The following is a 23,415-nucleotide window of genomic DNA, read 5'->3' on the forward strand; positions in this document are numbered from 1 at the left end:
ATCACCCTTGAGGATGGCCGAAATGACCATCGGCAAGATCGTAGCGGTGATCGACGACGACGAGAACGTTCGGATCGCCATCGAGGGACTGGTTCGCTCGCTCGGGCATCGAGCCCGCGGCTTCGCGTCCGCACAACAATTTCTCGAGTCGGATGTCGATGCGTCCGCCGGCTGTCTGATCACCGACGTCCAGATGCCGGGTCTCAACGGCCTCGACCTCTATGCCAAGCTGGTCGCCGATTGCAGGGCGCCGCCGGTGGTCTTCATCACCGCATTCCCCGACGAGCGGATCGAGGCGCGCGCCCGCGCGCTCGGGGCGCTGGGATTCCTGAGCAAGCCGTTCGATGCGCAGACGCTGGTACATTGCATCCAGCAGGCATTGTCAGCGGGCGCCGGCCCGTCCCATCGATGACCGGACCCTTCCTCACGCGCGGAGCAGTGTCGTGAAGACCATTACCGCTCCGCTCGACTTCGTGACGCGCAATGCGGATTTTGGCGTCTACCGGATCAGGAACGGCGCGGCGCAGCCGCGTCTGCTGCTGATCGCCGAGGCCTCCGAACCGTGCGCGCTGCAGCGACTGGAGCGGGAGTTCGAGCTGACCCGCAGCCTCGATCCTGGCCTCGTCGTTCGTCCGCACGAGATGGTGTCGGCGCAGGGCCGCCCGGCGCTGGTGGTCGACGATCACGGCGCACGGCCGCTGGCGGAATCGTTCGGACATCCGGCATCGGTGCCGAGTCTGCTGCGCCGCGCGATCGGAGTGACGCAGGCGCTGGGCCACATCCACGATCACGGCCTGGTGCATCGCAATCTGCGCCCCGATACGATCTGGATCGACGCAGCGGATCGCGTCTGGCTCACAGGTCTCGGCGGTGCATCGCGTTCGCGCCGGGAGCGCCGCGAACTCGCGCCCCACGACGCGCCACCCGGTTCACCGATCTACATTTCGCCGGAACAGACCGGACGGGTCAATCGCTCCGTCGACAGCCGCAGCGACCTCTATGTTCTCGGCATCATCCTGTATCAGATGCTGGCCTCGGGCAGCCTGCCGTTTCATGCGTCCAATCCCGGCCAGTGGATTCACCATCACATCGCGCGCCGCCCCAATCCGCTGCCGGCCGCCGGCGCGGCGACCGCCGCGATCGAACGCCTGATCTTTCTGCTGCTGGAGAAATCGGCCGACGACCGCTACCAGACCGCGGCCGGTGTCGAGCGGGATCTGCGCGCCTGCCTCGCGGCCTGGGAAAGCCGAGGCCACACCGCGGGCGTCCGGCTGACCACGCACGACGCCTCTGGCGTTGTCCGCATGCCGGAGAAGCTGTACGGCCGGGATGCCGAGATCAACGCGATCCTCGCCGCCTATCATCGCGCCGCCTCGACCGGCGTGACCGAATGGGTGCTGATTTCCGGCTACTCCGGCGCCGGAAAATCCTCGACCGTCAAGGAACTTCGCAAGAGCCTGACGCCGAGCAACGGCTGCTTCATCTCGGGCAAGTTCGATCAGTACAAGCGCGACATTCCGTTCGCCACGCTGGCGCAGGCGTTCCACTCGCTGGTACGCCAGATCCTCGGCCAGGACAGTGAGGCGCTGGCGCGGTGGCGGACCTCGCTGCAGGCGGCGCTCGGCGACCACGGCGAGCTGATGGTCAATCTGGTGCCGGATCTGTCGCTGGTGATCGGCGATCAGCCGGCGCTCCGCGAAATGCCGCAGCAGGAGAGACGCAGCCTGTTCCAGGCCGTGCTCGGCCGCTTCGTGGCCGCGATCGCCCGCCCCGAACATCCGCTGCTGCTGTTCCTCGACGATCTGCAATGGATGGACAAGGCGACATCGGAATTCCTGATCCGGCTTGCCAACGATCCCCAGGCCAATCATCTGCTGGTGGTCGGCGCCTATCGCGACAACGAGATCGATCCCGAACATACGCTGAGCAAGGTACTCGAGAGCATCCGCTCGAGCCAGTCGCACATCGAGGAGATCCATCTGGCGCCGCTCGACCAGGTCCACATCCGGGCCCTGGTGGCCGACGCGCTGCGCTGCGAACCCGACGAGGTCGCGCCGCTGGCGGCGCTGATCCACCGCAAGACCGGCGGCAACCCGTTCTTCGCCATCCAGTTCTTCTCCTCGCTGCTAAATGAACAGCTCGTTGGTTTCGACGCGTCCCGGCAACGCTGGACCTGGAACGTCGATCTGATCGAAGGCAAGGGCTTCACCGACAACGTGCTCGACCTGATGAGCCGCAAGCTGGATCGGCTGCCGGCGCGGACGCGTGCGATCGTGCGGATCTTCTCCTGCCTCGGCATGAGCGCGGACGCCGCGCTGCTGGCGCGGCTCAGCGACATGGCGAGCGACGAGGTTCACGACGGACTGCAGGAGCTGGTCGCGCACGAACTGGTGCTGCGCGCCGACGACGACTATCGCTTCGTTCACGACCGGGTCAGGGAAGCCGCCTACCGACTGATCGACCCGGCCGACCTGCCCGCGGCGCATCTGGAGATCGCCCGCCATTTCGCCACCAGCATCCCGGCCTGGCCGGACGCGCTGTTTCGCATCGTCAATCACTACAATCTCGGCGCCGCGCTGATCGAGACGGAGTCCGAGCGGCTCGCGGTGGCGCGGCTCAACCGCGAAGCGGGTCGCGCCGCCATGAAGGCGATCGCCTACAGCTCGGCGCATGTCTATTTCACCACCGCGCTGGCGATGCTCGGCGAACAGCGGTGGACGCGGCACGCCGACCTCGTCTTCGAGGTCGAGTACCAGCGCGCCGAATGCGAATTCCTGACCGGCGCGATGGTCGAGGCCGAGGCCCGGCTGCACGACCTGGTCGGCCGGGCGCCGGACGCCCACACCAAGGCGTTCGTGGTCGCGCTGCAGATCACGCTCTACACCGCGACCGACCGCAGCGACCGCGCCATCGAGACCTGCCTCGCCAATCTGCGCGATTCCGGCATCGTCTGGCCGCGGCACCCCGATCGTGCGGAAGCGGGCGCCGAATATCAGCTGCTGGTGCAGCGGCTCGGCAGCCGCCCCATCGATTCGCTGATCGACCTGCCGACCATCACCGACCAGTCGCGCGCCGCGCCGCTGGCGGTGATGAGCGCGGCGCTGGCGCCGGCGTTCTTCACCGATCTCAATCTGGTCTGCCTGCTGCTGTGCCGGATGGCCAATATCAGCGTCCAGCACGGCAATTGCGACGCCTCGGCCCTGGCCTATGCCTATCTCGGAATGGTGGTCGGCCCCTGCTTCGGCGACTACGACGCGGCGTTCCGCTTCGGCGATCTCGGGTTGCGGCTGGTCGAGACGCGCGGCCTCGGGCACTACAAGGCCCGCGTCCACCTGACCTACGGCGCGCACGTGCTGCCCTGGGCGCGGCCGCTGCACGAGGCGCAGCCCTATCTGCGCCTCGCCTTCGAGGAAGCGATCGAGACCGGCGATCTGACCTATGCGGGTTTCTCGTCGTGCACGCTGATCACCAATCGGCTATCGGCCGGCGATCCCCTCGATGAAGTCGAGGTCGAGGCCGGCGCCCGGCTAGCGCTGATGCATCGGGCGAAATTCGGCCTGATCGTCCACATCATCACGACGCAGCTGCAGTTCGTCAAATCGCTGCGCAACGAGACCGTCGCCATCGGCTCGCTGAACAGCGAGGGATTCGACGAGGAGGCGTTCGAGCGGCAACTCGCCGCCAACCGCAGTCTCGACATCGCTCTGTGCTGGTTCTGGATCCGCAAGATGCAGGCCTGCTACTTCGCCGGAGACTATTCTGTGGCGTTCGTTGCGCTGCTCAAAGCCGAACCCTTGCTGTGGACCACGGTCGGCCATCACGAATATTCGATCTTCCACTTCTATGTGGGCGTGATCAGCGCCGCCCTTGCCGAATCGCCGAGCCCGCCCGAACCGCGCGCGGAACTCGAGCAGCGGCTTGCGGAAGCGCATCGACGGATGGCCGCCTGGGAAGTGCACAATCCGGGCAACTACAAGAGCGCGACGGCGCTGCTCGCCGCCGAAATCGCACGGCTGCAGAATCGACCTTACGAGGCGATGCAACTCTATCAGCAGGCGGTCGCGTCGTCGCGCCGGGTCCGGGTGTCGCAGGTCGAGGCCATCGCTCACGAACTTGCGGCGAGGTTCTGCCACCAGCAGGGCTTCGACACCGCCGCGCAAGCTCATCTCGTCAGGGCCCGCGACTGCTATCGTCAATGGGGCGCCTCCGCCAAGGTGGAGCAGCTCGATCGGGCCCATCCCGACTTGGCCGCGACGCTGCCGGCGACCGCGCAGATGCCGCTCAGCATCGCCGAGAGCTTCGATCTGGCCGCGGTGGTGAAGACCTCCGAGGCGGTTTCCAGTGAACCCGGCGTTCACCGCCTGATGGAAACGCTGATGACCCTGGTGCTGGAGCATGCCGGCGCCCAGCGCGGCCTGCTGATCCTTCCGCAGGGAGACGCCTTGGCGATCCGCGCCGAAGCGCGCACCGGCGACCAGGGCATCCAGGTCCTGCTGCGCGACGACATCGCCTCGGCGGACGAACTGCCGACCTCGATGGTGAATCTCGCCGCACGCACCGGCGAGCCGATCACCATCGACGACGCGCAGTACAGCCCGTTCAGCGACGACGCCTACGTCGTCAAAGCGGCATCGCGCTCCGTGCTCTGCCTCCCGCTGATGAAGCGCAACAAGCTGATCGCCGTCATCTTCCTCGAGAACGATCTCGCCCCCGGCGTTTTCACCCCGGCGAAACTGTCGGTGCTGAAGCTGCTGTCGTCGCAGGCCGCGATCTCGCTGAAGAACGCCTTCCTGGAAGAGAAGGACGCGCTGGTCGAGGCGCTGCAGAAATCACAGTCGGACCTGATGCGGATGTCGCGGCTGACGGCGATCGGCGAACTGGTGATCTCGATCGCGCACGAGATCAATCAGCCACTGACGGCGATCATCACCAATGCGGACGTCTGCCTGCGCTGGCTCGGCAACGAACAGCCGTCGATCGCCGAGGCCCAGAGCGCCGCCCGCCGGGTCATCGAGAACGGACGGCGGGCCGCCGAGGTGGTGCAGACCATTCGGGGGCTCGCGGTGAAATCGACGCCGCCGATGTCGCCGGTCGACATCAACGCGGTCGCGCGCGAGATCCTGACGATCCTGCAGAGCGAATTGCGCCAGAACAACATCCACCTCGAGACGCGGCTGACCGAGAGCGACGCCGTCGTCGTCGGCAGCAAGGTGCAACTCCAGCAGGTGTTGCTCAATCTGAGCATGAACGCGATCGAGTCGATGACGGCGATCGAGGGACGGCGCACCTTGACGGTCGCCAGCGCGATCGGCGACGCGGACGAGGTCGTGGTGAGCGTCACCGACAACGGGCTCGGCTTCGACGAGAACTGGATCGATCAGATGTTCGAGGCGCTGGTGACCACAAAGCCGCAAGGCATGGGCATGGGGCTGTCGATCAGCAAGTCGATCGTGGAAGCGCATGGCGGCCGGCTGTGGGCAAGCTCGATCAAGCCGCACGGCGCCCGCTTCCAGTTCTCGCTGCCCCGCTCGCATTGACCGCGGGGCCTTCGATTCAACGCGTCACGGCGCTATCGTCCAAATCGTGGTATGAACCGACAAGAGCCGGTTCGAGGCGATGACGTAAGCCTTTCTCCGAGAGCGCTCAACGCGGAGCCTGAACCATGATCGACTCCCTGTCCCTGCCCTCGTCGTCCGCGGCGCCCGGGCCGAGGGGCCGAGCTGCCGGCTCGTCATTCCGTTGTTGCTGAAGAAGGGCACTACGGTTGTCGCCGCGCAGAATCCGACGACGTCGCTCCTCGCGGCGACACGGATCGCACCGGTCGCGATTCAGGAACCGGTCGTGCGGGTCGGCCACGGCTGGAGGGGCGCGGTGATCACGCAGGCCTCCTCCATGCCCTCTCCCGCAGAGACATCATGATCGGAGCCACCGCTGTCGCGTTGTCGTCCAGCAGCGCCCCGGCGCAACATCCACATCCCACCCGCAAAGGAGACCACTCGATGAGCAGCGGATACGTCAAGACAAAGGACGGCGTCGATATCTACTACAAGGATTGGGGCCCCAAGCAGGCTCAGCCGATCGTGTTCCATCACGGCTGGCCGCTGTCGTCCGACGATTGGGACGCGCAGATGCTGTTCTTCGTCGCGCAAGGCTACCGCGTCGTCGCGCATGATCGCCGCGGTCACGGCCGCTCGTCGCAGGTCGAACTCGGCCACGATATGGATCACTACGCCGCCGACGCCTTCGCCGTCGCCGAGCATCTCGACCTCAAGAACGCCGTGCATATCGGCCATTCGACCGGCGGCGGCGAAGTCGCGCGCTATGTCGCCAAGTTCGGCGAGCCGCACGGCCGCGTCGCCAAGGCGGTGCTGGTCAGCGCCGTGCCGCCGCTGATGCTCAAGACCGAGACCAACCCCGGCGGCCTGCCGATCGAAGTGTTCGACGGCTTCCGCAAGGCGCTCGCCGACAATCGCGCCCAGTTCTTCCTCGACGTTCCCGCCGGCCCGTTCTACGGATTCAACCGCCCGGACGCGAAGACGCTGACGGGCGTCGTCAACAATTGGTGGCGCCAGGGCATGATGGGCAGCGCGCTGGCGCATTACGACGGCATCAAGGCGTTCTCCGAGACCGACCAGACCGACGACCTCAAGGCGATCACCGTACCGACCCTCGTCCTGCATGGCGAAGACGACCAGATCGTGCCGATCGACGATTCGGCGAAGCTCTCGGTCAAGCTGCTGAAGAACGGCAAGCTGAAGACCTATCCGGGCTTTCCGCACGGCATGCTCACCACCCATGCCGACGTTCTGAACGCGGATCTGCTCGCTTTCGTGAAGGAATAACACCGACACCACGCCGAAGAAGCGGAGCCCGGCTCCGCTTCTTCTCGTCTGCATCGTCTGCGAGCCGCGTCCCCCCGGCTGTCACACCGCCCAGCAGGCGCAGCCGAGCGCTCCCCAGAAGCTCTTGAGATCGGCGATCGGCAGCTTGCTCGACCACGCCGTGGCGTGGTCGTGGCCGTGGACGTTGCAGGAATTGGCGCAGCCGCACATCCGCATCGCCGTCGCAGCGACCTTTGCGCCGGACTCGTCGTCCGCCCAGGCCGCATAGCCGCCGAACCGCCGCACCGGCGACCAGTCCGGCATCGCCGGCGGCGGCGCGGTGTCATCGAGCTTGGCGAAGTCGCCGGCGCCGTACACCACCTTGCCACCGACCATCGTCAGCAACGATGTCGTGTCGGCGATCTCGGCTTCGCTGCAGGCGAAGTAGTCGCGGTCCGGCACCACGACATCGGCAAGCTGGCCGACTGCGATCCGGCCCTTGTTGCCTTCTTCGTTGGAGAACCAGGTGACGTTCTCGGTCCACATCCGCAGCGCGGTCTCGCGATCGAGGCAATTGCGCTGCGGCGTGAGGCGCATTCCGCCGACGGTGCGACCGGTGACCAGCCACGACAGCGACACCCACGGATTGTACGACGCCACCCGCGTCGCGTCGGTGCCGGCCGAGACCTTGACGCCCTTGTCGAGGATCTTCTTCACCGGCGGCGTCGCCTCCGCCGCGCCGATGCCGTAGCGCTCGACGAAATACTCGCCCTGATAGGCCATGCGATGCTGAACGGCGATGCCACCGCCGAGCGCCGCGATGCGGTCGATCGAGCGGTCAGAGATCGTCTCGGCGTGGTCGAAGAACCAGTGCAGCCCCTCCAGCGGCGTATCCTGATTCACCTTTTCGAACACGTCGAGCGCGCGCGAGATCGTCTCGTCATAGGTCGCGTGCAGCCGCCACGGCCATTTGTTCTGCACCAGGACGCGGACGACCTCCTCAAGCTCGCCTTCCATCTCCGCCGGCATGTCCGGTCGCGGCACGCGAAAATCCTCGAAGTCCGCTGCGGAGAACACCAGCATCTCGCCGGCGCCGTTGTGACGGAAGTAGTCGTTGCCCTGCTTGTATTTGGAGGTCCTGGTCCAGTTCAGGAAATCGTCCTTCTCGCCCTTCGGCTTCTGCGTGAACAGGTTGTAGGCGAGCCGGATCGTCAGCAGCCCCTCGTCGTCGAGCTTCTGGATCACCGCGTAATCGTCGGGATAGTTCTGGAAGCCGCCGCCGGCGTCGATCGCGCCGGTGACGCCGAGCCGGTTGAGCTCCCGCATGAAATGCCGGGTCGAATTGACCTGGTAGTCGAACGGCAGCTTCGGGCCCTTGGCCAGCGTGGCGTACAGGATGTTGGCGTTCGGCTTCGCCAGCAGCAGCCCAGTCGGATTGCCGTTGGCGTCGCGGGTGATCTCGCCGCCCGGCGGCTCCGGCGTGTCCCGGGTGTAGCCGACGGCGCGCAGCGCCGCGCCGTTGAGTAGCGCACGATCGTACAGATGCAGCAGGAACACCGGCGTGTCCGGCGCCACCGCGTTGAGCTCCTCGATGGTCGGCAGCCGCTTCTCGACGAACTGATGTTCGGTGAAGCCGCCGACGACGCGCACCCATTGCGGCGGCGGCGTGATTGCGACCTGGCGCTCGAGCATGTTCATCGCGTCGGCCAGCGAGCGCACGCCGTCCCAGCGCAGCTCCATGTTGAAATTCAGCCCGCCGCGAATGATGTGAAGATGGTTGTCGATCAGCCCGGGCAGTACGCGCCGGCCCTTCAGGTCGATCACCCGCGTCGACGGCCCGGCCGTCGGCAGGATGTCGCGGTCGTGACCGACCGCGGCGAAGCGGCCGCCCTTGATCGCCACCGCGCTCGCCGTGGGGTTGGCGCGATCCAGCGTGGTGAACAGCCCGCGATGCAGGATGAGGTCCGGCGCGTCGGTCATCAGGTCTTCTCCGGTGGATTGCGGCGCGCCGTCTGCATCGGCGCCTGGTCGCTTCGCCCCGGCAGCGATCCGAACATGTGCGGCGCGCATTTCGCCTGATGCCAGGCGGCGGCCAGGCCGTGGCCGGCGATGATCTGCCGCGCCACCGGGACGATCTGTTCGCCGGCCAGGATGCCGAGCAGCCCGACCAGCGCCACCAGTGGCGGCGCCGGCGAGCGGACGTCGAGCAGGCTGTAGATGACGCCGACCAGAAGGCCGGCGCCGAGCGACAGCAGATAGAGCTTCATCGCGCGTTTCCGCGCCGCACGGCTGCTACGCGGCCTTGGTGCCGCCCTCGGAGGCGTGCTCGCCGAGCGCCCATTTCGAGAAGCGGATCTGGATGCCGTAGGGCGAGTGCGCGCGCAGAATGTCCATCATGCCCTCGTAGGTTTCGCTGCGCGCCCAATCCTGCTGCAGCTCGAACGCATACTGGCACGAGGTGATCGGCACCGCGCCGGCCTGGATCGCCCGCTCCATCGAGCGGTTGTGCGCTTCCACCGACAGGTCGCCGCAGGCGTCGGCCGGGATGTAGATCTCGAAGCCTTCCTTCAGCATATCGAGGGTCGGAAACATCACGCAGGCTTCGGTCCACAGTCCCGCGATCACGAACTTCTTGCGACCGGTCGCTGCCACCGCCTTGCGAAAATTCGGGTCGAGCCAGGAATTCATCGAGGTGCGGTCGATGATGTCGTGGCTCGGAAACAGATCGGTGACTTCGGGCATGAACGGGCCGGAGAACGAATCCTTGGCCACCGTGGTCAGCACGGTCGGGATCTTGAACAGCTTCGCCGCCTTGGCGAGAATCTGGATGTTGTTGAACACGACGAGCCGGTCGTGGGACTGCACGCCCTGATACATCGCCGGCTGATAGTCGATCAGCGCGATCGCACTGTTGTCCGGGGTCAACATATCCAGTTTCGACATCGTGTCTCTCCGAGTTCGTGAACGAGCGCCGCAAAGCGTCTGGTCGCGATCATGCCCCCTCGTGCCGAACCGCGCTTGGACGGACCCATCGCCGATTGCACGAACGCGCTTTGCCTTGAGGGCGTCACGCCGACCAGGGAACGCCCGGGCGCGACCCGAACGCTCGGGTGGCTCGGCGAGCGGACCACTGAACACAATCGTCCAAACGGCAGCCGAACCCTGCAATCCCCGCCGCCCCCGCCCGGATAGTCTGTCTCGGATCCGTCTCCGTCGCGCCGGATACCCCGTCTCGCTCATCCAACCGATCGAGGACCAGATGACGAATGTCGAACGCGATCCCCCGATGACGGCCGAAACACGGGCGTCCCCCTGGATCGCGTTCCGCCACACCGCCTTTACGGTGGTCTGGACCGCAACCGTCGTCGCCAACGTCGGCACCTGGATGTACAACGCGGCATCCGGCTGGCTGATGACGAGCCTGGAAGCCGATCCACTGACCGTTTCGCTCGTTCAAGTCGCGTCCAGCCTTCCGATGTTCCTGTTCGCGATCCCGGCCGGCGCGCTGGCGGACATCGTCGACAAGCGGCGCTTCCTGATCCTGATCGAGATCGTGCTCACCGTGTTTGCGGCCGCGAGCGCGGTGCTGGTCTGGCTCGGGCTGATGAACCCGTTCCAGCTGTTGCTGTTCACGTTTCTGCTCGGCGCGGGTGCGGCGTTCGCGGCGCCGGCCTGGCAATCGATCGTGCCGGATCTCGTGCCCAAGGAGCACCTCGCATCGGCGGTGGCGAGCAATGGCGTCGGCATCAATGTCAGCCGGGCGATCGGCCCGGCGCTGGGCGGCGTGGTGATCGGCGTCGCGGGCATCGCGGCGCCGTTCTGGATCAACGCGCTGAGCAATTTCGCGGTGATCGGCGCGCTGCTGTGGTGGCGCCCCGCCGCCAAGCGCGCGGCGACGCTGCCTCCGGAACGGTTGTTCAGCGCGATCGTGATCGGCTTTCGCCACGCGCGATACAATCTCGATCTGCGCGCCACACTGGTGCGCGCGGTCGCGTTCTTCTTTTTCGCCAGCGCGTATTGGGCGCTGCTGCCGCTTGTCGCCCGCTCGCGCATCGCCGGGGGACCGGAACTGTACGGCATTTTGCTCGGCGCAATCGGCCTCGGCGCGATTGTCGGCGCGTTCCTGTTGCAGGGGTTGAAATCGGCGCTGGGGCCGGATCGCTTGGTCGCGGCCGGCACGCTCGGGACAGCGGTCAGCCTCGTTCTGCTCGGCAGCGTCCAACGCGTCGAACTCGCGACCGCGGCCTGTTTCATCGCGGGCGTTTCGTGGATCGCGGTTCTCGCCAACCTCAACGTTTCCGTTCAGGTCGCGCTACCGGACTGGGTGCGCGGCCGCGGCCTGGCGATGTTCGTCACGGTGTTCTTCGGCGCGATGACGGCCGGCAGCGCGCTCTGGGGTCAGTTGGCGTCGTCGTTCGGATTGCCGGCAGCGCATTTCGCCGCGGCCGTCGGCGCCGTCGTCGGCATCGCCGTGACGTGGCGCTGGAAACTGCGCGGCAGCGCCGAGCACGATCTCGCACCCTCGATGCATTGGCCCGCGCCGGTGCTGGCCATCGATGCCGATGCCGATCAAGGCCCGGTGCTGATTACGGTCGAGTACCATGTCGCAGCGGACAGGCGCGACGCCTTCCTGCTGGCTATGCGAAAATTGAGCCGACAGCGACGGCGTGACGGCGCATATGCGTGGGACGTGTTCGAAGATACCTCGGAGCGCGGACGATTCGTCGAGGTGTTCAAAGTTGCGTCATGGCTCGAGCATCTTCGGCAACATGATCGCGTCACCAATGCGGATCGGATCGATCAGAATGCGATCCGCCATTTCCACGCGAGCGCAGAGCCTCGCGTGACGCACTTGCTCGCTGCGAAGTTCCCGGCATGACTCCGGGCAAGCTGCGCGCGCCGTGACCGCCGCTCAAACCCGACCTCGGCCGGCCGATCGAGGCGCGTCTCGAGCCCGAGCGGCTTGTGGAGGCCGGGCGGGGACGGCTTCGGACCCGGGACAATCTTTGAACTTTTGCCGCGGGCGTCCATTGCACCATTTCACCTTCGGTCTCGGCGAACGCGACCATGGAGGAGGCGGCGAATGTCTGATCATGCGCTTCGGAAGCGCCGGGTGCTTGTCGTGGAGGACGAGTATTTCCTTGCAGACGGATTGAGGAGCGGCCTCGAGCAGGCCGGGGCCGTCGTGGGCGGCCCGGTCGATGTTCGTTGTCTCGCTTCGCGTGCCGGCAACCGCGCGCGAGGCCCGACCAGCCACTGATTCTGACGCGGCTGGGCGAAGTCCCGCCGGCAGCGTGACATCACGCCTCCCGGTCAGCCGCTGAGCAAGTCGTGGCGGAGAGGGAGGGATTCTCCCCACCCCCTTCGCCTAAGCCACTGATGGTTCGAATTTTATCCGTGAAATAAGGCGTTCTTCCATGACTTGGGGCTACACCAAGGGGCTCCACCATGGGAAATCCGAAAATGCCGTCACCGGTCCGGAAAAGGAGCGCAGACGGGTCCGACAAGTCCGACGTATGGTGGCTGCGCAAGAAGGTGCCGGCCCGATACCGGGCGATCGTCGGCCGGGGTGAGGTCTGGCGGTCTTTGGGGACGACCGACCTCAAGGCCGCGAATGTCGCCTGCGTCAAGCTAAGCGCCGAACTGGAGCGAGACTGGGCCGCACGCCTCCACGCCGCGCAGGACGCCGGTCGGGTCTCCTCGCCTCGCGCCCTCACCTCCCGCGAACTGAGCGGATTGCAGCGACTCGTCCACGAACAGACGCGGGACGCGCAGCTTGCCAATCCGCCGCCCCGGCACGCCTGGGGGCTCGACACGGGAGATCGGACCGACGACGAGCATCTCGAAGAACTGGAATACGACGAGGCCAAGATGGCCTCTTTCCTCGCCCGGAACGGCTTCGAGGTGAGCGAGGCGGACCAGCGGCGTTTTCTGCCCCTATTCCTACAGGCGCGTCGGGAAGCCTACCGGGATCTGCATCGGGCGACCCGCTTGGACTATTCGGACTCTCCCCTGCTCGCAAAGTACGCGCCAACTCCGTTACCTTCGGTCGACTTCCTCGAAGCTTTCGAATTCTATTGTACATCCGCCGGGATCAAGGGCGGGGCGACGGGTCCTACCGCCAGACGGTGGCGATCGAAAATCATAGAGTTCTGCGAGTTCGTCAATCACGCCGACCTGGCACGCATGACGGCGGACGACGGCTATCGTTGGGTCGATCACCTGGTCGACGCCAAGGGTATCGCCCGAAAATCCGTGCGGGACGTTTGGCTCGCCTCCCTGAAGGCAGTCGCAAGCTTCATAGTTGAACGCCGGAAACTCGCCAGCAATCCGTTTCTGGGCATTCGCGTCCGACGCGCCGATACGGGAACGAAGGAATCCAATCAAAAGGGATTTACCGATTCCCAGGCTGTCTTAATCCTAACGGCCACGCTCGCAAACCCCTCGCATCTGACCATCGCCGAGACCCGCGCGGCGCGGCGGTGGGTGCCATGGATCTGCGCCTACACGAGCGCCCGCGTCAACGAGATCACTTCGCTCCTCCCCTCCGACGTAAGACAAGATCCAGAGACGGCGATCTGGTGCTTCTATCTACGCCCCGAGATGACCAAGGGGGACTACATGCGGGTGATACCGGTCCACTCTCATCTGATCGAACAGGGACTGCTGAATTACGTCGGAGAGCGCGAGGGCTTGTCGCTACCCCTGTTTTATGATCCGCGAAGGGCAGAGGGCGATACGGTGGCTCATCCGCAATGGCAGAAGATCGCCCAGCGGCTCGCGGAGTGGGTCGTCAACAGTCTTGGCGTTACGGGGGTCAAGCCCAATCACGGTTGGCGCCACCGCTTCAAAAGCGTAGCCCGTCACGCGAATATGCATCCCGAAGTCGAGAATTTCATTACGGGCCATGGGGGCTCCGACGATCCGGGCGTCATCCAACGCGTGAGCATGCGGTACGGCGACGCTTGGGTGAAAACGCTCAAGAAGACGATCGAGCTCTACCCCCGCTACGAAATTGAAGGCCTAAAGAGGAGGCCGGAGCCGCATCGCCGACCGCGGCGTACCCGCCAGATCGGGGCACCCGGGACAAGGCAAGCATCGACAGCGACGGGGCATGCAAGTCATCGAGACCCGGAGTGATGCGATGCGGCCGCACCTTATCGAGACCTACTTCGATTATTCATGTCATTACATTCCGAGAAGTTACCGTCGGTCGAGAACAGCCATTTTGAAGTCGCCACACTGGATCTCGATTGGGATGGTCGACGCAGCGTCCGCCCCGATCGCATACAATATCATTCCGCCCGACAACGGTGACCCGCGCTTCGAAGTCCGCCTCCTTCCTGATCAGATCCAGAGCACCGGTTAGAAGACAGTTTGTTGACGAGAATTCGTTCCCTATCAGTCAATGGCAGTCATCGGCGGTTTCCGGGGGAGCCGCAATGGGCGTATAATCGTCCTCAACTCGGCGCTTCAGTCCATGCAACGGCAAACATCGAATCATTGTCAGGCGACCTCCGTGATGCGCGTGATGTCGTGAGCGGCACCGAAATTGAGCGCCGAAGCCGGAACTGGGTGACCGAACAGATATCCCTGGAAGTAGTCGACGCCCGCCTCCCGCAGCAGTTCGAACTGACGCACTGTTTCGACGCCTTCGGCGACGGTGGAGATCCCCAAGCCTCGCGCCAGAGTTATCACCGAGGAGACGATTGTGGCGCAGTCGCTTCGCTCGATCAGATTCATGCTGAAAAATTTGTCGATTTTGATTTGATCGAACGGAAATCTCGTTAAATAGCTGAGCGACGAATATCCTGTCCCAAAGTCGTCCAGGGCCACGGATACCCCGAGGGACCGCAGCTGTCTAATGACGGCGAGGTTGTTGACTTCGTCCTCTAGAAACACGTTTTCCGTGATCTCCACCTCCAAGCGCTCTGGAGGCAGCCCCGAAAGTCGCAGAGCTTGCGTCACAGTGTCGGTCAAGTTGCCGCGACTCAACTGGACCGGAGAGAGATTGATCGCGAGCTTGATGGGGGCCGGCCAGCGAATGGCCTCGGCGGCAGCCTCCTTTAGGACCCATTCGCCGAGCTTTTCGATCAGGCCGGTTTCCTCCGCGACCGGAATGAACTCGGACGGCGGCACGAAGCCTCGCCTCGGGTGGCGCCAGCGTAGCAGCGCCTCCGCGCCGATCACTCTCCCGGACCTGGCTTCGACCTGTGGCTGATAGTACAAATCGAACTCTCGATTCAGAATGGCTTGTCGCAATTCTCCTTCCAGTTGCTGGCGCGCATTGGCACGGTCCTTCATCGCGGTTTCGAAGGTGACGTATCCGTTGCGGCCAGCCGCCTTGGCTCGATAGAGCGCGAGGTCGGCATTTTTGATCAACTCGTCGGAATCCGTGCCGTGTTGGGGGGCCAGCGCGATTCCCGCGCTGGTGCTGATGACGAGCTGATGCCCGTCGATCTCGATCGGATCGATCAGGCAATTGACGATCCGGTCCGCGAAGGCCACCGCCTCGTTGTACGAGTCTTTCGTCCTTGTCTGCAGCACGGCGAATTCGTCCCCACCGAGCCGCGCCAGAACATCCGTTTCGCGAATGCACGCCTTCAGCCGCGAGACCACCGCGCGTAGCAGGGCATCCCCCGCCGGATGTCCGAGCGAATCGTTGACGAGCTTGAAGCGGTCCAGGTCCAGCATGATGACCGAGAAGGTCTCACCCCAGCGGCGCAGGCGTGCACAGGCCTCATCCATCCTTTCGTGGAAGGCTCCGCGATTGAGCAGGCCGGTCAGCAGATCGTGGCGGGCCATATGGGCGATTTGCTGTTCGCTGCGATAGCGCTCTGTGATGTCCTCGTGCACGGTCATCCAGCCGCCACCTGCGACCGGTTGACAGCGCACCAGGATCGTCCGCCCGTCTTGCAGCGAACTCACTTCGGAGATGTCGTCCGAACATCGACCAAGCCTGCGTTCCGACCAGCTTTCCACGAACGTCCCGCGTTCTCGGCACGCCGACTGGATCGCGCTCAAAGAAACGCCGCACCGGATTTCGTCGGGTCTGAGAGAGTAGATTCCGGCGAAGCGTGCATTCGACACCACCACCTTGCGGTCGCCATCGAACATGCACAGCCCATGGAGGAAGTTGTTGAGCGCCGCATCCAGGCGCAGGTTCGACAGCTCCAGCGTTCGGCTCATCGACCGCAGATGGTTCTCGGTGCGTTCGCGTTCGGCGACTTCGCGGGCGAGACGTCGATTCGCCAGTCGCAAATCGAGTTGGTCGGCGACCAACGATGCCAGCTCTCGGAGCGTTTCCAGTTGCGCTTTTCCAAGGAGGCGGGGGACCTTGTCGATCGCACAGAGCACGCCGATGGCAAAGCCCTCCGCGGTTCGTATCGGGGCACCTGCGTAGAACCGCACGCCGCCTGATGCGGTTACCAGCGGGTTGTCGTGGAATCGCGGATCGATCGTCGCATCCGCAACCACGAGCGGGCGATCACGAAGGATCGCGTGCGCGCAGAACGCTATATCGCGCGGTGTCTGTTGGTCGGTGACGTTGATCCGGGCCTTGAACCATTGACGCTCGCTGTCGACAAAGCTGATCACGGCCGAGGGGACGCCGATCGCCCGGACGACCAGCCGAGGGAATATGTCGAAACAATCCTCCGACGGGGTATCAAGAATATCATATCGGCGCAGCGCGGTGAGCCGCGCCTGCTCGTTGTCCGGAAGCGGGGCTGAGATCATGGCCGCGTTCCAGTACACGCGATGAGAGTGCGGCAGTTTGAGCGGCTATCTAGCGACATCTCGACACCTCGGCTTATCAAATATCCGACGACGGTCGACAAACGCATCGACGCCGCTCCGAAATCTCCTCACGCCGCCCGCACCGTCTCCACGAAACGGGTGACCTCGTCCTTGAGCCGGTTGCTGTCCCGCGACAGCGATTGCGCCGCCGCCAGCACTTGGCTCGACGCCGAACCGGTCTCAGTGGCGCCCCGCTGAACATCGCAGATGTTCGACGAAACTTGCTGGGTACCTTGCGCGGCCTGCTGCACGTTGCGGGAGATCTCCTGCGTGGCCGCACCTTGTTCTTCCACGGCGGAGGCAATCGTCGAGGCGATCTCCGACATCCGTTCGATGGTGCCGCCGATTTCACGGATGGCCCCGACCGAATCCTGGGTCGCGGCCTGCATTCCGGAAATCTGCTGGCTGATTTCGCCGGTTGCCTTGGCTGTCTGCTCGGCGAGCGCCTTGACCTCCTGTGCCACGACCGCGAAGCCGCGACCGGCGTCGCCGGCGCGGGCCGCCTCGATCGTGGCGTTGAGCGCCAGCAGATTGGTCTGGCCAGCGATCGTATTGATCAACTCGACAACGTCGCCAATTCGGTTCGCTGCGTCGGCAAGATGACCGATGCGGTCGTTGGTTTTGCGGGCTTGATCGACAGCCTCACCCGCGATCCGCGCCGAAGTCTGCACCTGGCGGCTGATCTCGGAGATCGACGACGCCATCTCCTCGGTCGCGGACGCCACCGACTGCACGTTGGCCGAGGCCTGCTCCGACGCCGCCGCCACCGACGTGGCCAGCTCCTGGGAGCGATCGGCGGTCGTCGTGAGTGTGCCGGCCGAAGCCTCGAGCTCCGTAGAGGCCGAAGTCACGGTCTGGATGATCTCACCGACGGCGCCTTCGAATTCGTCGGCAAGCTGCTGCATCTCGGCCTTGTGTTGAGCCGCGGAACGGCGCTCGGCTTCCTCTTGCTCTTCCCTCAGCCGGATCACTTCGAGTGCATTGTTCTTGAAGACCTCGACGGTGCACGCCATAAGACCGATCTCGTCCAGCCGCCCGGAGCCGACCACCTCGACATTCAGATTGCCGCCGGCCAGTTCCTTCATCGCGCCCGACATCTGAACGATGGGCCGCGAGATCGCACGGCCGATCAGCCATGCGAGCAACATGCCCACGACCAGCACGCCGGCCGTGATGATCAGGATCTGACTCTTGGTGTCGCCGAGCAATGCTTCGGTGTCCTTGGCGATCTTCTGCTGGTCGGCAATTCCGGACTGCTTGATGTTCGCCGCATCGCCTGCGATCGCCGTCGCGGCTTTCGGCATCGTGCCATTGACCAGCACTTCGATCTCGTGGGCAACGCGCGACGCCTTCTGATAAGCATTCGCGTAGTTCTTGATGTCGACCTCGATCTCGCCGATTTGCTTGCGGCCGGCCGATGAACCGATCGCAGTCTTTAGCGCCGACATCGCTGTCTTGAGGTCGGCTAAGGCCTTCTCCGCGGCGTCCGCGGCGGCTTGGTCGTGACGACCGAGCACCTTATTCACATCGAGCCTCAGCAGCAGCAGTTGCTTCACCGCCTCAGCGACGAGGAGCGAAGTGGTCTCCCCGCCATCGTTGGCAGTAATCGCTGCTTGAAGTTGCTCAAGCTTAAGTCGTGCCTGCTGACCGGTGGGATCCAGCACCTCACGGATCAGCTTGCTCTGGTCGCGACGCATTCGGAACACGTCGGCGAAGGACGTGGTGTAGGCGTCGAACGCCTGACTGATCTCCCTCATCTTGGCCAGGCGAGACGGATCGTGGATCTCCTTCAGGCCCTGCGCGATGCTCTGCCGCAGAGCGTTCTGGCGGCTCTCTGCTTCGCTGATCAGCGCCTCGTCACCGGTGAGGCTGTATTCGCGCACGAACCGACGAAAGGCGGTGAAGCCGCGATCGACGTCGCGGACAATGCCCACGACCTGAACCCGCTGGTCGAGCGCCACGAAGGCCTGCCTGACATGTTCGAAGGAGGAGTAATTCAGGACGGCGAGAACAACCATCAGGACCTGGACCAGAACAAATCCGATCGCGACCTTGGTGCCGATTCTCCTGTTGGTAAAGACGTCGAACAATCCAGGCGATCGCGGCTCGCCGTTGCGCGTGGTTCTGCTGGTCATCTCAGGGTTCCGGTTGATAGCGTTTGGTGTCTATTCATTCAGAGGTGATCGCCATCCCGGTCGTCGCGACGACGACAAGCGGAACACCTCATCGAGCAGTATGGCCCGAGGACCTCGTGCATGGGGACGAAGGGAAGTTCGCACTGGGGGAGATCGAGAATCGGGCTCGTCGTCCATCCGAGTAGTCGAACTATCGATCGGGCCCTGCTCAGGCTGCCAAGCGCCATCGTGAGAGAATCATTTCGAATCAAACTGTTCGATCGGGAGATTGGCGCGTATTATTTGTATTCTTCCTAATTCTAATTGCCGTGCATTGCTGGCACAGGTCGATTTGCGTCGTCAGGTGCATCTATTGCGATATTTTCAGCATTTTCGATCTGACGACGATTGAACCCGGTGGCGGTACGCCGCTATTGCAAGGCAGGGGTCGCGGCACTTGCTACCATCTCCATGCCGCCAGCCGCGGCTTGATCCGGCAGTTATTCGTTCCGACCGGAACACCAGGATAGTCATCGCTTGGGATGATGTCGTCGATGTCGGGTTGGCAGTTCTGCAGCAAGCGTGTCGATCACCACCGTACATCAGCCGCCGCGAGAACAATTTGGATCCCGTCGGGGTGCGAACGATTATAGTTCGCACATTAGGTCGTCCGGCGCCCGAAGAAGCGAGGCGGTTCCCGGTTCGCGCTGGGAAATCGGGCCTGATCCGGATTGATCAGGGGCAATCACCATGACGACGTCGGGAGCTAATAATGTCCGAGTCGCCGATTCGTGTCGAAGCTGGAGAACTGCATTGGCCGAACCGAAGAGGGTGTCTGCGGTGGACCGTGCAAGCGAAGAGGTCGGGAGGCCCCCCCGCTCCGCGATCAGGTCATGGGGTCAAAGGAAGATCGAGGCGGGATACTGGTCGATCGATTGGCCGGGCGTCATTCAGAGGGAGATGTCTCTCTCCACCAGGGCCTTCTGCGAACTATCGATGGTGTTGACGCCTGTGGACGACATGACCCTACTCCGCGGTGAAACAACCATAAGAACCGGCCCGCTTCAGAGCGGACGATTTCGCGTCGCGCCCGCCAACGCCGCACTATCGGCCAGCGTTTCGGCGAGTGGTCCCGTCAAATTCCTGAAAGTATTCTTCGCGGAGGAGACGGCGCGCGCGATCGGCTCGGCGATCCATTCTCATTCGATCGATATCGAACTGGAAGATCCGATGCTGGGCACGAACGACCCGCTCCTGGTCGCGCTCGGCAGAGAAGTCGTCGAAAACATGAATGATCCCAGGCCGACCAACCGCGCCTTCGCCGAAGAAGCGGCCATCTTGATGGCTGGAAGGGTCGTTTCCCACTATTCGACAGCACGCTACTGCACCAGCATCGCGGTTCGATCTCCCGGTCTGGATCCCAATCTGGACAGAGCGCTGCAGCTGATGCGGGATCACATCGGTGATTCCATCGATCTCGGGATGCTTGCGGCGTCCGTCGACATGTCGGCATTCTCCTTTGTCCGCGCCTTCAAGAAGAAATACGGTTTGCCTCCAATTCGGTATCATCGCGGGATGAGGATCGAGTGGGCGAAGACGCTGCTATCAACGACAGCGTGCCCGGTTGGCAAGATATCGAACATGCTGGGTTTCAGTGAACCGAGTCATTTCGTTTCAGCGTTTCGGAAGACGACGGGTTGCACGCCACTGGCTTATCGCCGGTTTCGAAGCTGATCCCGCTCGCATTGCGGTTTCATGGCTCGGATACACTCCTCTTGATACTCCTTCGAGGAGTGGGCCTATTCCGTCACTTTGGTGACTGCGATTGCGGCTATCGCGATGAAGTCGGAATTTCGCTTCCACGGTGAGACCACTTCTAGCGTTTCGTGGCCAAGGCCATTGGGGAGGTCGGCGCCGACAGCAAGAATATCGTCGTCCCCAACATGATGGCCTCACGACCGTTGGACCGGCCGCGACCGCAATGCGCGACTATTTGTTAGCGCCCGCTGCACGCCGCTGGTCTAGTCAGTTGTGCCGCTGGCGGTCGCGTCCGAGTCGTCACTCTCAGACAGGAGTGCCTCGTAGCTACGATAGAGCGGACCTCGCATAGTAGGTCCGCAATGGGTCAGAAGCGGACGTCAGGGGCGCGGCGGCGGGGTGCGTGCGCGCGCCTTGACCGAAGCAACAATTGCAGGATCACGAGCGTCGCGTATGCCTCATTCAAGAGAAGTGGCGGGGCGAGGGCTCCGCCACTTCGAAACTTGCCTGCGTTACGATTTAATGAAAGCGAGCAGGTCGGCATTGAGCACGTCGGGGTGCGTGGTCAGCATGCCGTGCGGATAGCCCGGATAGGTTTTCAGCTTGCCGTTCTTGAGCAGCTTGACCGAAAGCCGCCCCGCGTCGTCGATCGGGACGATCTGATCGTCCTCGCCGTGGAGCACCAGGGTCGGGACCGTGATCGCCTTGAGGTCGTCGGTCTGGTCGGTCTCGGAGAAAGCTTTGATGCCGTCGTAGTGCGCCTTCGCGCTGCCCACCATGCCCTGACGCCACCAATTATTGACCACGCCGGGCGACGACTGAGCGCCCGCCCGATTGTAGCCGTAGAACGGGCCGCCGGCGACATCGAGATAAAATTGCGCGCGGTTGTCGGCGAGCGCCTTGCGGAAGCCGTCGAAGACTTCGATCGGCAGGCCGCCCGGGTTGTTCTCGGTCTTCAGCATCAGCGGCGGCACGGCGCTGACGAGGACGGCTTTCGCGACCCGGCCGCTGGGCTGGCCGAATTTGGCGACATACCGCGCCACTTCGCCGCCGCCGGTCGAATGGCCGATATGGACGGCGTTCTTGAGATCGAGATGTTCCATGACAACGAAAGCGTCGGCCGCATAGTGATCCATGTCGTGGCCGACATCGACCTGCGACGAGCGTCCGTGGCCACGCCGGTCATGGGCGACGACGCGGTAACCTTGCGACAGAAAGAACAGCATCTGCGCATCCCAGTCGTCGGACGACAGTGGCCAGCCGTGGTGAAACACGATCGGCTGGGCCTCCCGGGGGCCCCAGTCCTTGTAGAAGATCTCGACGCCGTCCTTGATCGTGACGAATCCGCTGCTCATTGGGTAGTCTCCTTGTGATGTTCGGGGGAGGTGGGTCGGTTGCGCGACCGGGAGGACTGCGCCTCTGGCAATGCCGGCGGGTCGCCCGGATCGCCGGCGCTGCGTCTCAACGTCCTTGCGAATTGTGCCCGCGTCGCACGGCTTCGTAGAGAAACCAGATGCGCCGCTCGGACTCGTCGATCCAGTTCTCGATCAGGCTGGCGGTGGCGACGTCACCATATTCGTCGCAGAGGTCGTGCAGACGTCGCAGTTCCCTGGTCAGCTGCTGGTTGTCGCTGCACAGTTCGGACAGCATGTCCTGCGGATCGACGTAGTCGGCGTCGTTGTCGAGAATCCGCTGGGTGCGGGCGATGTGCCCGATCGAGCGCAGGCTGGTGCCGCCAATCTTGCGGGCGCGCTCGGCGATCTGATCGGTCATCGCGAAGATCTGATCGGACTGCTCGTCCAGCAGCAGATGGTAGTCCCGGAAGTGCGGGCCGGACATGTGCCAGTGGAAATTCTTGGTCTTCAGATACACCGCGAACACGTCTGCCAGCATGGCGCGGAGTGCCGGGGCGATATCTCGGGTGGCGTCGCTGGATAGATCAGTCGGGCCCTCCAGTTCGGGGCGGACGAGAGGAAGTGACATTGTGGGGATCCTTCGTGTTGCGGTCAGGTCGGGCCGGGTTGCCGCGCGACGTCCGCGTTTGGGAGCGGCGCTGGTGGAAGACATCGTCGTCGATCTGTCGTCAGACGGCGGTTGCGTTGCCCTGACAGCCGTGAAACTGGGACGGGCGACCGCACACGGTTTCCGAATTTGCACTGTTCTTGAATCTGTCGACCCTGAACGGCGCGCGCTCCCGAGCGGCAGCGCGCGCCGGCCGCCGCGGTCGTTCTATTTCGAATGCCGCAGTGGATTTCGGAAAAGCGTGAGGCCGGATCAGGCCCAAATCTCTGCTGCGCGGCAAATGGTTGCCAAACACTGTGAGGAAGAGATGAAGAACAGAATCTGGTTGGTCACGGTCCTTGCCGTCAGCACGTTGGCGGCGAGTGCCGCATCGGCGAAGCCGTACAAATGGTGCATCGACGACGGCATCAGCGATTCCCTGCAATGCGAATTCACGACGCTGCGGGAATGCCGGGCGAGCGTGTCGGGCACCGGCGGTGAGTGCACCATCAATCCCAAGCTGAAATTCGGCAAGGCCAAGGCCAACAAGGCTGCGGCGCAGTAAGCCAATCGTTCGGCGTCAACGACACCGCCGGAGGCGATTGACCGCCTCCGGCGGTGTCGTGCTGGTGCGGTGAATTCCGGCGCCGCGTCGGACGGTGGCGGTCGCATGACCACAGAGTCCGGCTGAAAGCGCGGGTTGCTGCAAGCCGGGGATGCCGGTCACAAGGCCGGCATGGCGGTTGCTAACAGCAGCATCCAATGGCCTTGACAGCAATCTGGGTCAGGCTCCCCGGTCGCGACCATCGCGCGATCAGGAGCGCAGGGTGGCACCATCCGCGATGAATACTGAAGGTTACGAACATCAAAATAGAGGGAAGCGTGTGCGGCGGCGCCTGCATCGCCCGGCCGGGTCGCACCGG

14 protein-coding genes are annotated in these 23,415 nt (G+C 63.9%); 7 read left to right on the plus strand and 7 right to left on the minus strand.

Annotated features, from left to right (window positions below; all coding sequences use genetic code 11):
- Nucleotides 1–22: 22 nt before the first annotated feature.
- The 3 genes from RPB_RS00915 (at nucleotide 23) to RPB_RS00930 (ending at nucleotide 6,842) form a co-directional block, all read left to right on the plus strand.
- Nucleotides 23–412 (plus strand): response regulator transcription factor, encoded by a 390-nt coding sequence (locus RPB_RS00915; RefSeq protein ID WP_011439084.1) that lies wholly within the window; start codon nucleotides 23–25, stop codon nucleotides 410–412.
- Nucleotides 413–443: 31 nt separating this feature from the next.
- Nucleotides 444–5,537, plus strand: coding sequence for a trifunctional serine/threonine-protein kinase/ATP-binding protein/sensor histidine kinase (locus RPB_RS00920; RefSeq protein ID WP_011439085.1), 5,094 nt, complete (start codon nucleotides 444–446; stop codon nucleotides 5,535–5,537).
- Nucleotides 5,538–5,999: 462 nt separating this feature from the next.
- Nucleotides 6,000–6,842 carry an alpha/beta fold hydrolase gene (locus tag RPB_RS00930; protein ID WP_011439086.1) on the plus strand — a complete coding sequence of 281 codons (843 nt, stop codon included), beginning with the start codon at nucleotides 6,000–6,002 and terminating at the stop codon, nucleotides 6,840–6,842.
- 81 nt (nucleotides 6,843–6,923) lie between these two features.
- Here RPB_RS00930 and RPB_RS00935 read toward each other — a convergent pair whose 3' ends face one another.
- The 3 genes from RPB_RS00935 to RPB_RS00945 are packed head-to-tail and all read right to left on the minus strand — an operon-like array spanning nucleotide 6,924 to nucleotide 9,764.
- Nucleotides 6,924–8,801: an amidohydrolase gene (locus RPB_RS00935; RefSeq protein WP_011439087.1), complete on the minus strand. Its 1,878-nt coding sequence runs from the start codon at nucleotides 8,799–8,801 to the stop codon at nucleotides 6,924–6,926.
- Nucleotides 8,801–9,088, minus strand: coding sequence for a XapX domain-containing protein (locus tag RPB_RS00940; RefSeq protein ID WP_011439088.1), 288 nt, complete (start codon nucleotides 9,086–9,088; stop codon nucleotides 8,801–8,803). Before RPB_RS00940 ends, RPB_RS00935 begins: the two co-directional genes overlap by 1 nt.
- A 25-nt stretch (nucleotides 9,089–9,113) precedes the next feature.
- Entirely contained in the window at nucleotides 9,114–9,764 is a 651-nt protein-coding gene (locus RPB_RS00945; protein WP_011439089.1) for a hydrolase, read from the minus strand.
- 316 nt (nucleotides 9,765–10,080) lie between these two features.
- Here RPB_RS00945 and RPB_RS00950 point away from each other — a divergent pair, with 316 nt between their 5' ends.
- On the plus strand, nucleotides 10,081–11,700 hold the full coding sequence (locus tag RPB_RS00950; RefSeq protein WP_011439090.1) for an MFS transporter: 1,620 nt from the start codon (nucleotides 10,081–10,083) through the stop codon (nucleotides 11,698–11,700).
- A 569-nt stretch (nucleotides 11,701–12,269) separates the two neighbouring features.
- On the plus strand, nucleotides 12,270–13,961 hold the full coding sequence (locus RPB_RS00955; protein WP_157038760.1) for a DUF6538 domain-containing protein: 1,692 nt from the start codon (nucleotides 12,270–12,272) through the stop codon (nucleotides 13,959–13,961).
- Nucleotides 13,962–14,327: 366 nt separating this feature from the next.
- On the opposite strand, the gene RPB_RS00960 is transcribed toward RPB_RS00955, so the two are convergent.
- Nucleotides 14,328–16,559, minus strand: coding sequence for a putative bifunctional diguanylate cyclase/phosphodiesterase (locus RPB_RS00960; RefSeq protein WP_011439092.1), 2,232 nt, complete (start codon nucleotides 16,557–16,559; stop codon nucleotides 14,328–14,330).
- A 128-nt stretch (nucleotides 16,560–16,687) separates the two neighbouring features.
- The gene (locus RPB_RS00965; RefSeq protein ID WP_011439093.1) at nucleotides 16,688–18,754 is read right to left on the minus strand and encodes a methyl-accepting chemotaxis protein; all 2,067 of its coding nucleotides are present in this window, start codon (nucleotides 18,752–18,754) and stop codon (nucleotides 16,688–16,690) included.
- A 792-nt stretch (nucleotides 18,755–19,546) separates the two neighbouring features.
- Here RPB_RS00965 and RPB_RS23730 point away from each other — a divergent pair.
- Nucleotides 19,547–20,467 (plus strand): helix-turn-helix domain-containing protein, encoded by a 921-nt coding sequence (locus RPB_RS23730; protein ID WP_245258288.1) that lies wholly within the window; start codon nucleotides 19,547–19,549, stop codon nucleotides 20,465–20,467.
- Between the two features lie 536 nt (nucleotides 20,468–21,003).
- Here RPB_RS23730 and RPB_RS00975 read toward each other — a convergent pair.
- Both RPB_RS00975 and RPB_RS00980 read right to left on the minus strand, forming a co-directional pair.
- Nucleotides 21,004–21,846 carry an alpha/beta fold hydrolase gene (locus RPB_RS00975; protein WP_011439095.1) on the minus strand — a complete coding sequence of 281 codons (843 nt, stop codon included), beginning with the start codon at nucleotides 21,844–21,846 and terminating at the stop codon, nucleotides 21,004–21,006.
- Nucleotides 21,847–21,952: 106 nt separating this feature from the next.
- Nucleotides 21,953–22,474, minus strand: coding sequence for a Dps family protein (locus RPB_RS00980; RefSeq protein WP_011439096.1), 522 nt, complete (start codon nucleotides 22,472–22,474; stop codon nucleotides 21,953–21,955).
- 73 nt (nucleotides 22,475–22,547) lie between these two features.
- Here RPB_RS00980 and RPB_RS25000 point away from each other — a divergent pair, with 73 nt between their 5' ends.
- Nucleotides 22,548–23,057 (plus strand): DUF3551 domain-containing protein, encoded by a 510-nt coding sequence (locus RPB_RS25000; protein ID WP_245258289.1) that lies wholly within the window; start codon nucleotides 22,548–22,550, stop codon nucleotides 23,055–23,057.
- Nucleotides 23,058–23,415 lie beyond the last annotated feature (358 nt).

Origin of the sequence: Rhodopseudomonas palustris HaA2 (assembly GCF_000013365.1) — a bacterium.
Classification (GTDB): Bacteria; Pseudomonadota; Alphaproteobacteria; order Rhizobiales; family Xanthobacteraceae; genus Rhodopseudomonas; species Rhodopseudomonas palustris_J.

What these genes read in the sequence shown, in the direction of transcription:
- RPB_RS00945 (WP_011439089.1), bottom strand. Translation starts at nt 9,764, where the DNA reads ATGTCGAAACTGGATATGTTGACCCCGGACAACAGTGCGATCGCGCTG.
- RPB_RS00950 (WP_011439090.1), top strand. Translation starts at nt 10,081, where the DNA reads ATGACGAATGTCGAACGCGATCCCCCGATGACGGCCGAAACACGGGCG.
- RPB_RS00955 (WP_157038760.1), top strand. Translation starts at nt 12,270, where the DNA reads ATGGGAAATCCGAAAATGCCGTCACCGGTCCGGAAAAGGAGCGCAGAC.
- RPB_RS00930 (WP_011439086.1), top strand. Translation starts at nt 6,000, where the DNA reads ATGAGCAGCGGATACGTCAAGACAAAGGACGGCGTCGATATCTACTAC.
- RPB_RS00940 (WP_011439088.1), bottom strand. Translation starts at nt 9,088, where the DNA reads ATGAAGCTCTATCTGCTGTCGCTCGGCGCCGGCCTTCTGGTCGGCGTC.
- RPB_RS00935 (WP_011439087.1), bottom strand. Translation starts at nt 8,801, where the DNA reads ATGACCGACGCGCCGGACCTCATCCTGCATCGCGGGCTGTTCACCACG.
- RPB_RS00960 (WP_011439092.1), bottom strand. Translation starts at nt 16,559, where the DNA reads ATGATCTCAGCCCCGCTTCCGGACAACGAGCAGGCGCGGCTCACCGCG.
- RPB_RS00965 (WP_011439093.1), bottom strand. Translation starts at nt 18,754, where the DNA reads ATGACCAGCAGAACCACGCGCAACGGCGAGCCGCGATCGCCTGGATTG.
- RPB_RS00980 (WP_011439096.1), bottom strand. Translation starts at nt 22,474, where the DNA reads ATGTCACTTCCTCTCGTCCGCCCCGAACTGGAGGGCCCGACTGATCTA.
- RPB_RS00915 (WP_011439084.1), top strand. Translation starts at nt 23, where the DNA reads ATGACCATCGGCAAGATCGTAGCGGTGATCGACGACGACGAGAACGTT.
- RPB_RS00975 (WP_011439095.1), bottom strand. Translation starts at nt 21,846, where the DNA reads ATGAGCAGCGGATTCGTCACGATCAAGGACGGCGTCGAGATCTTCTAC.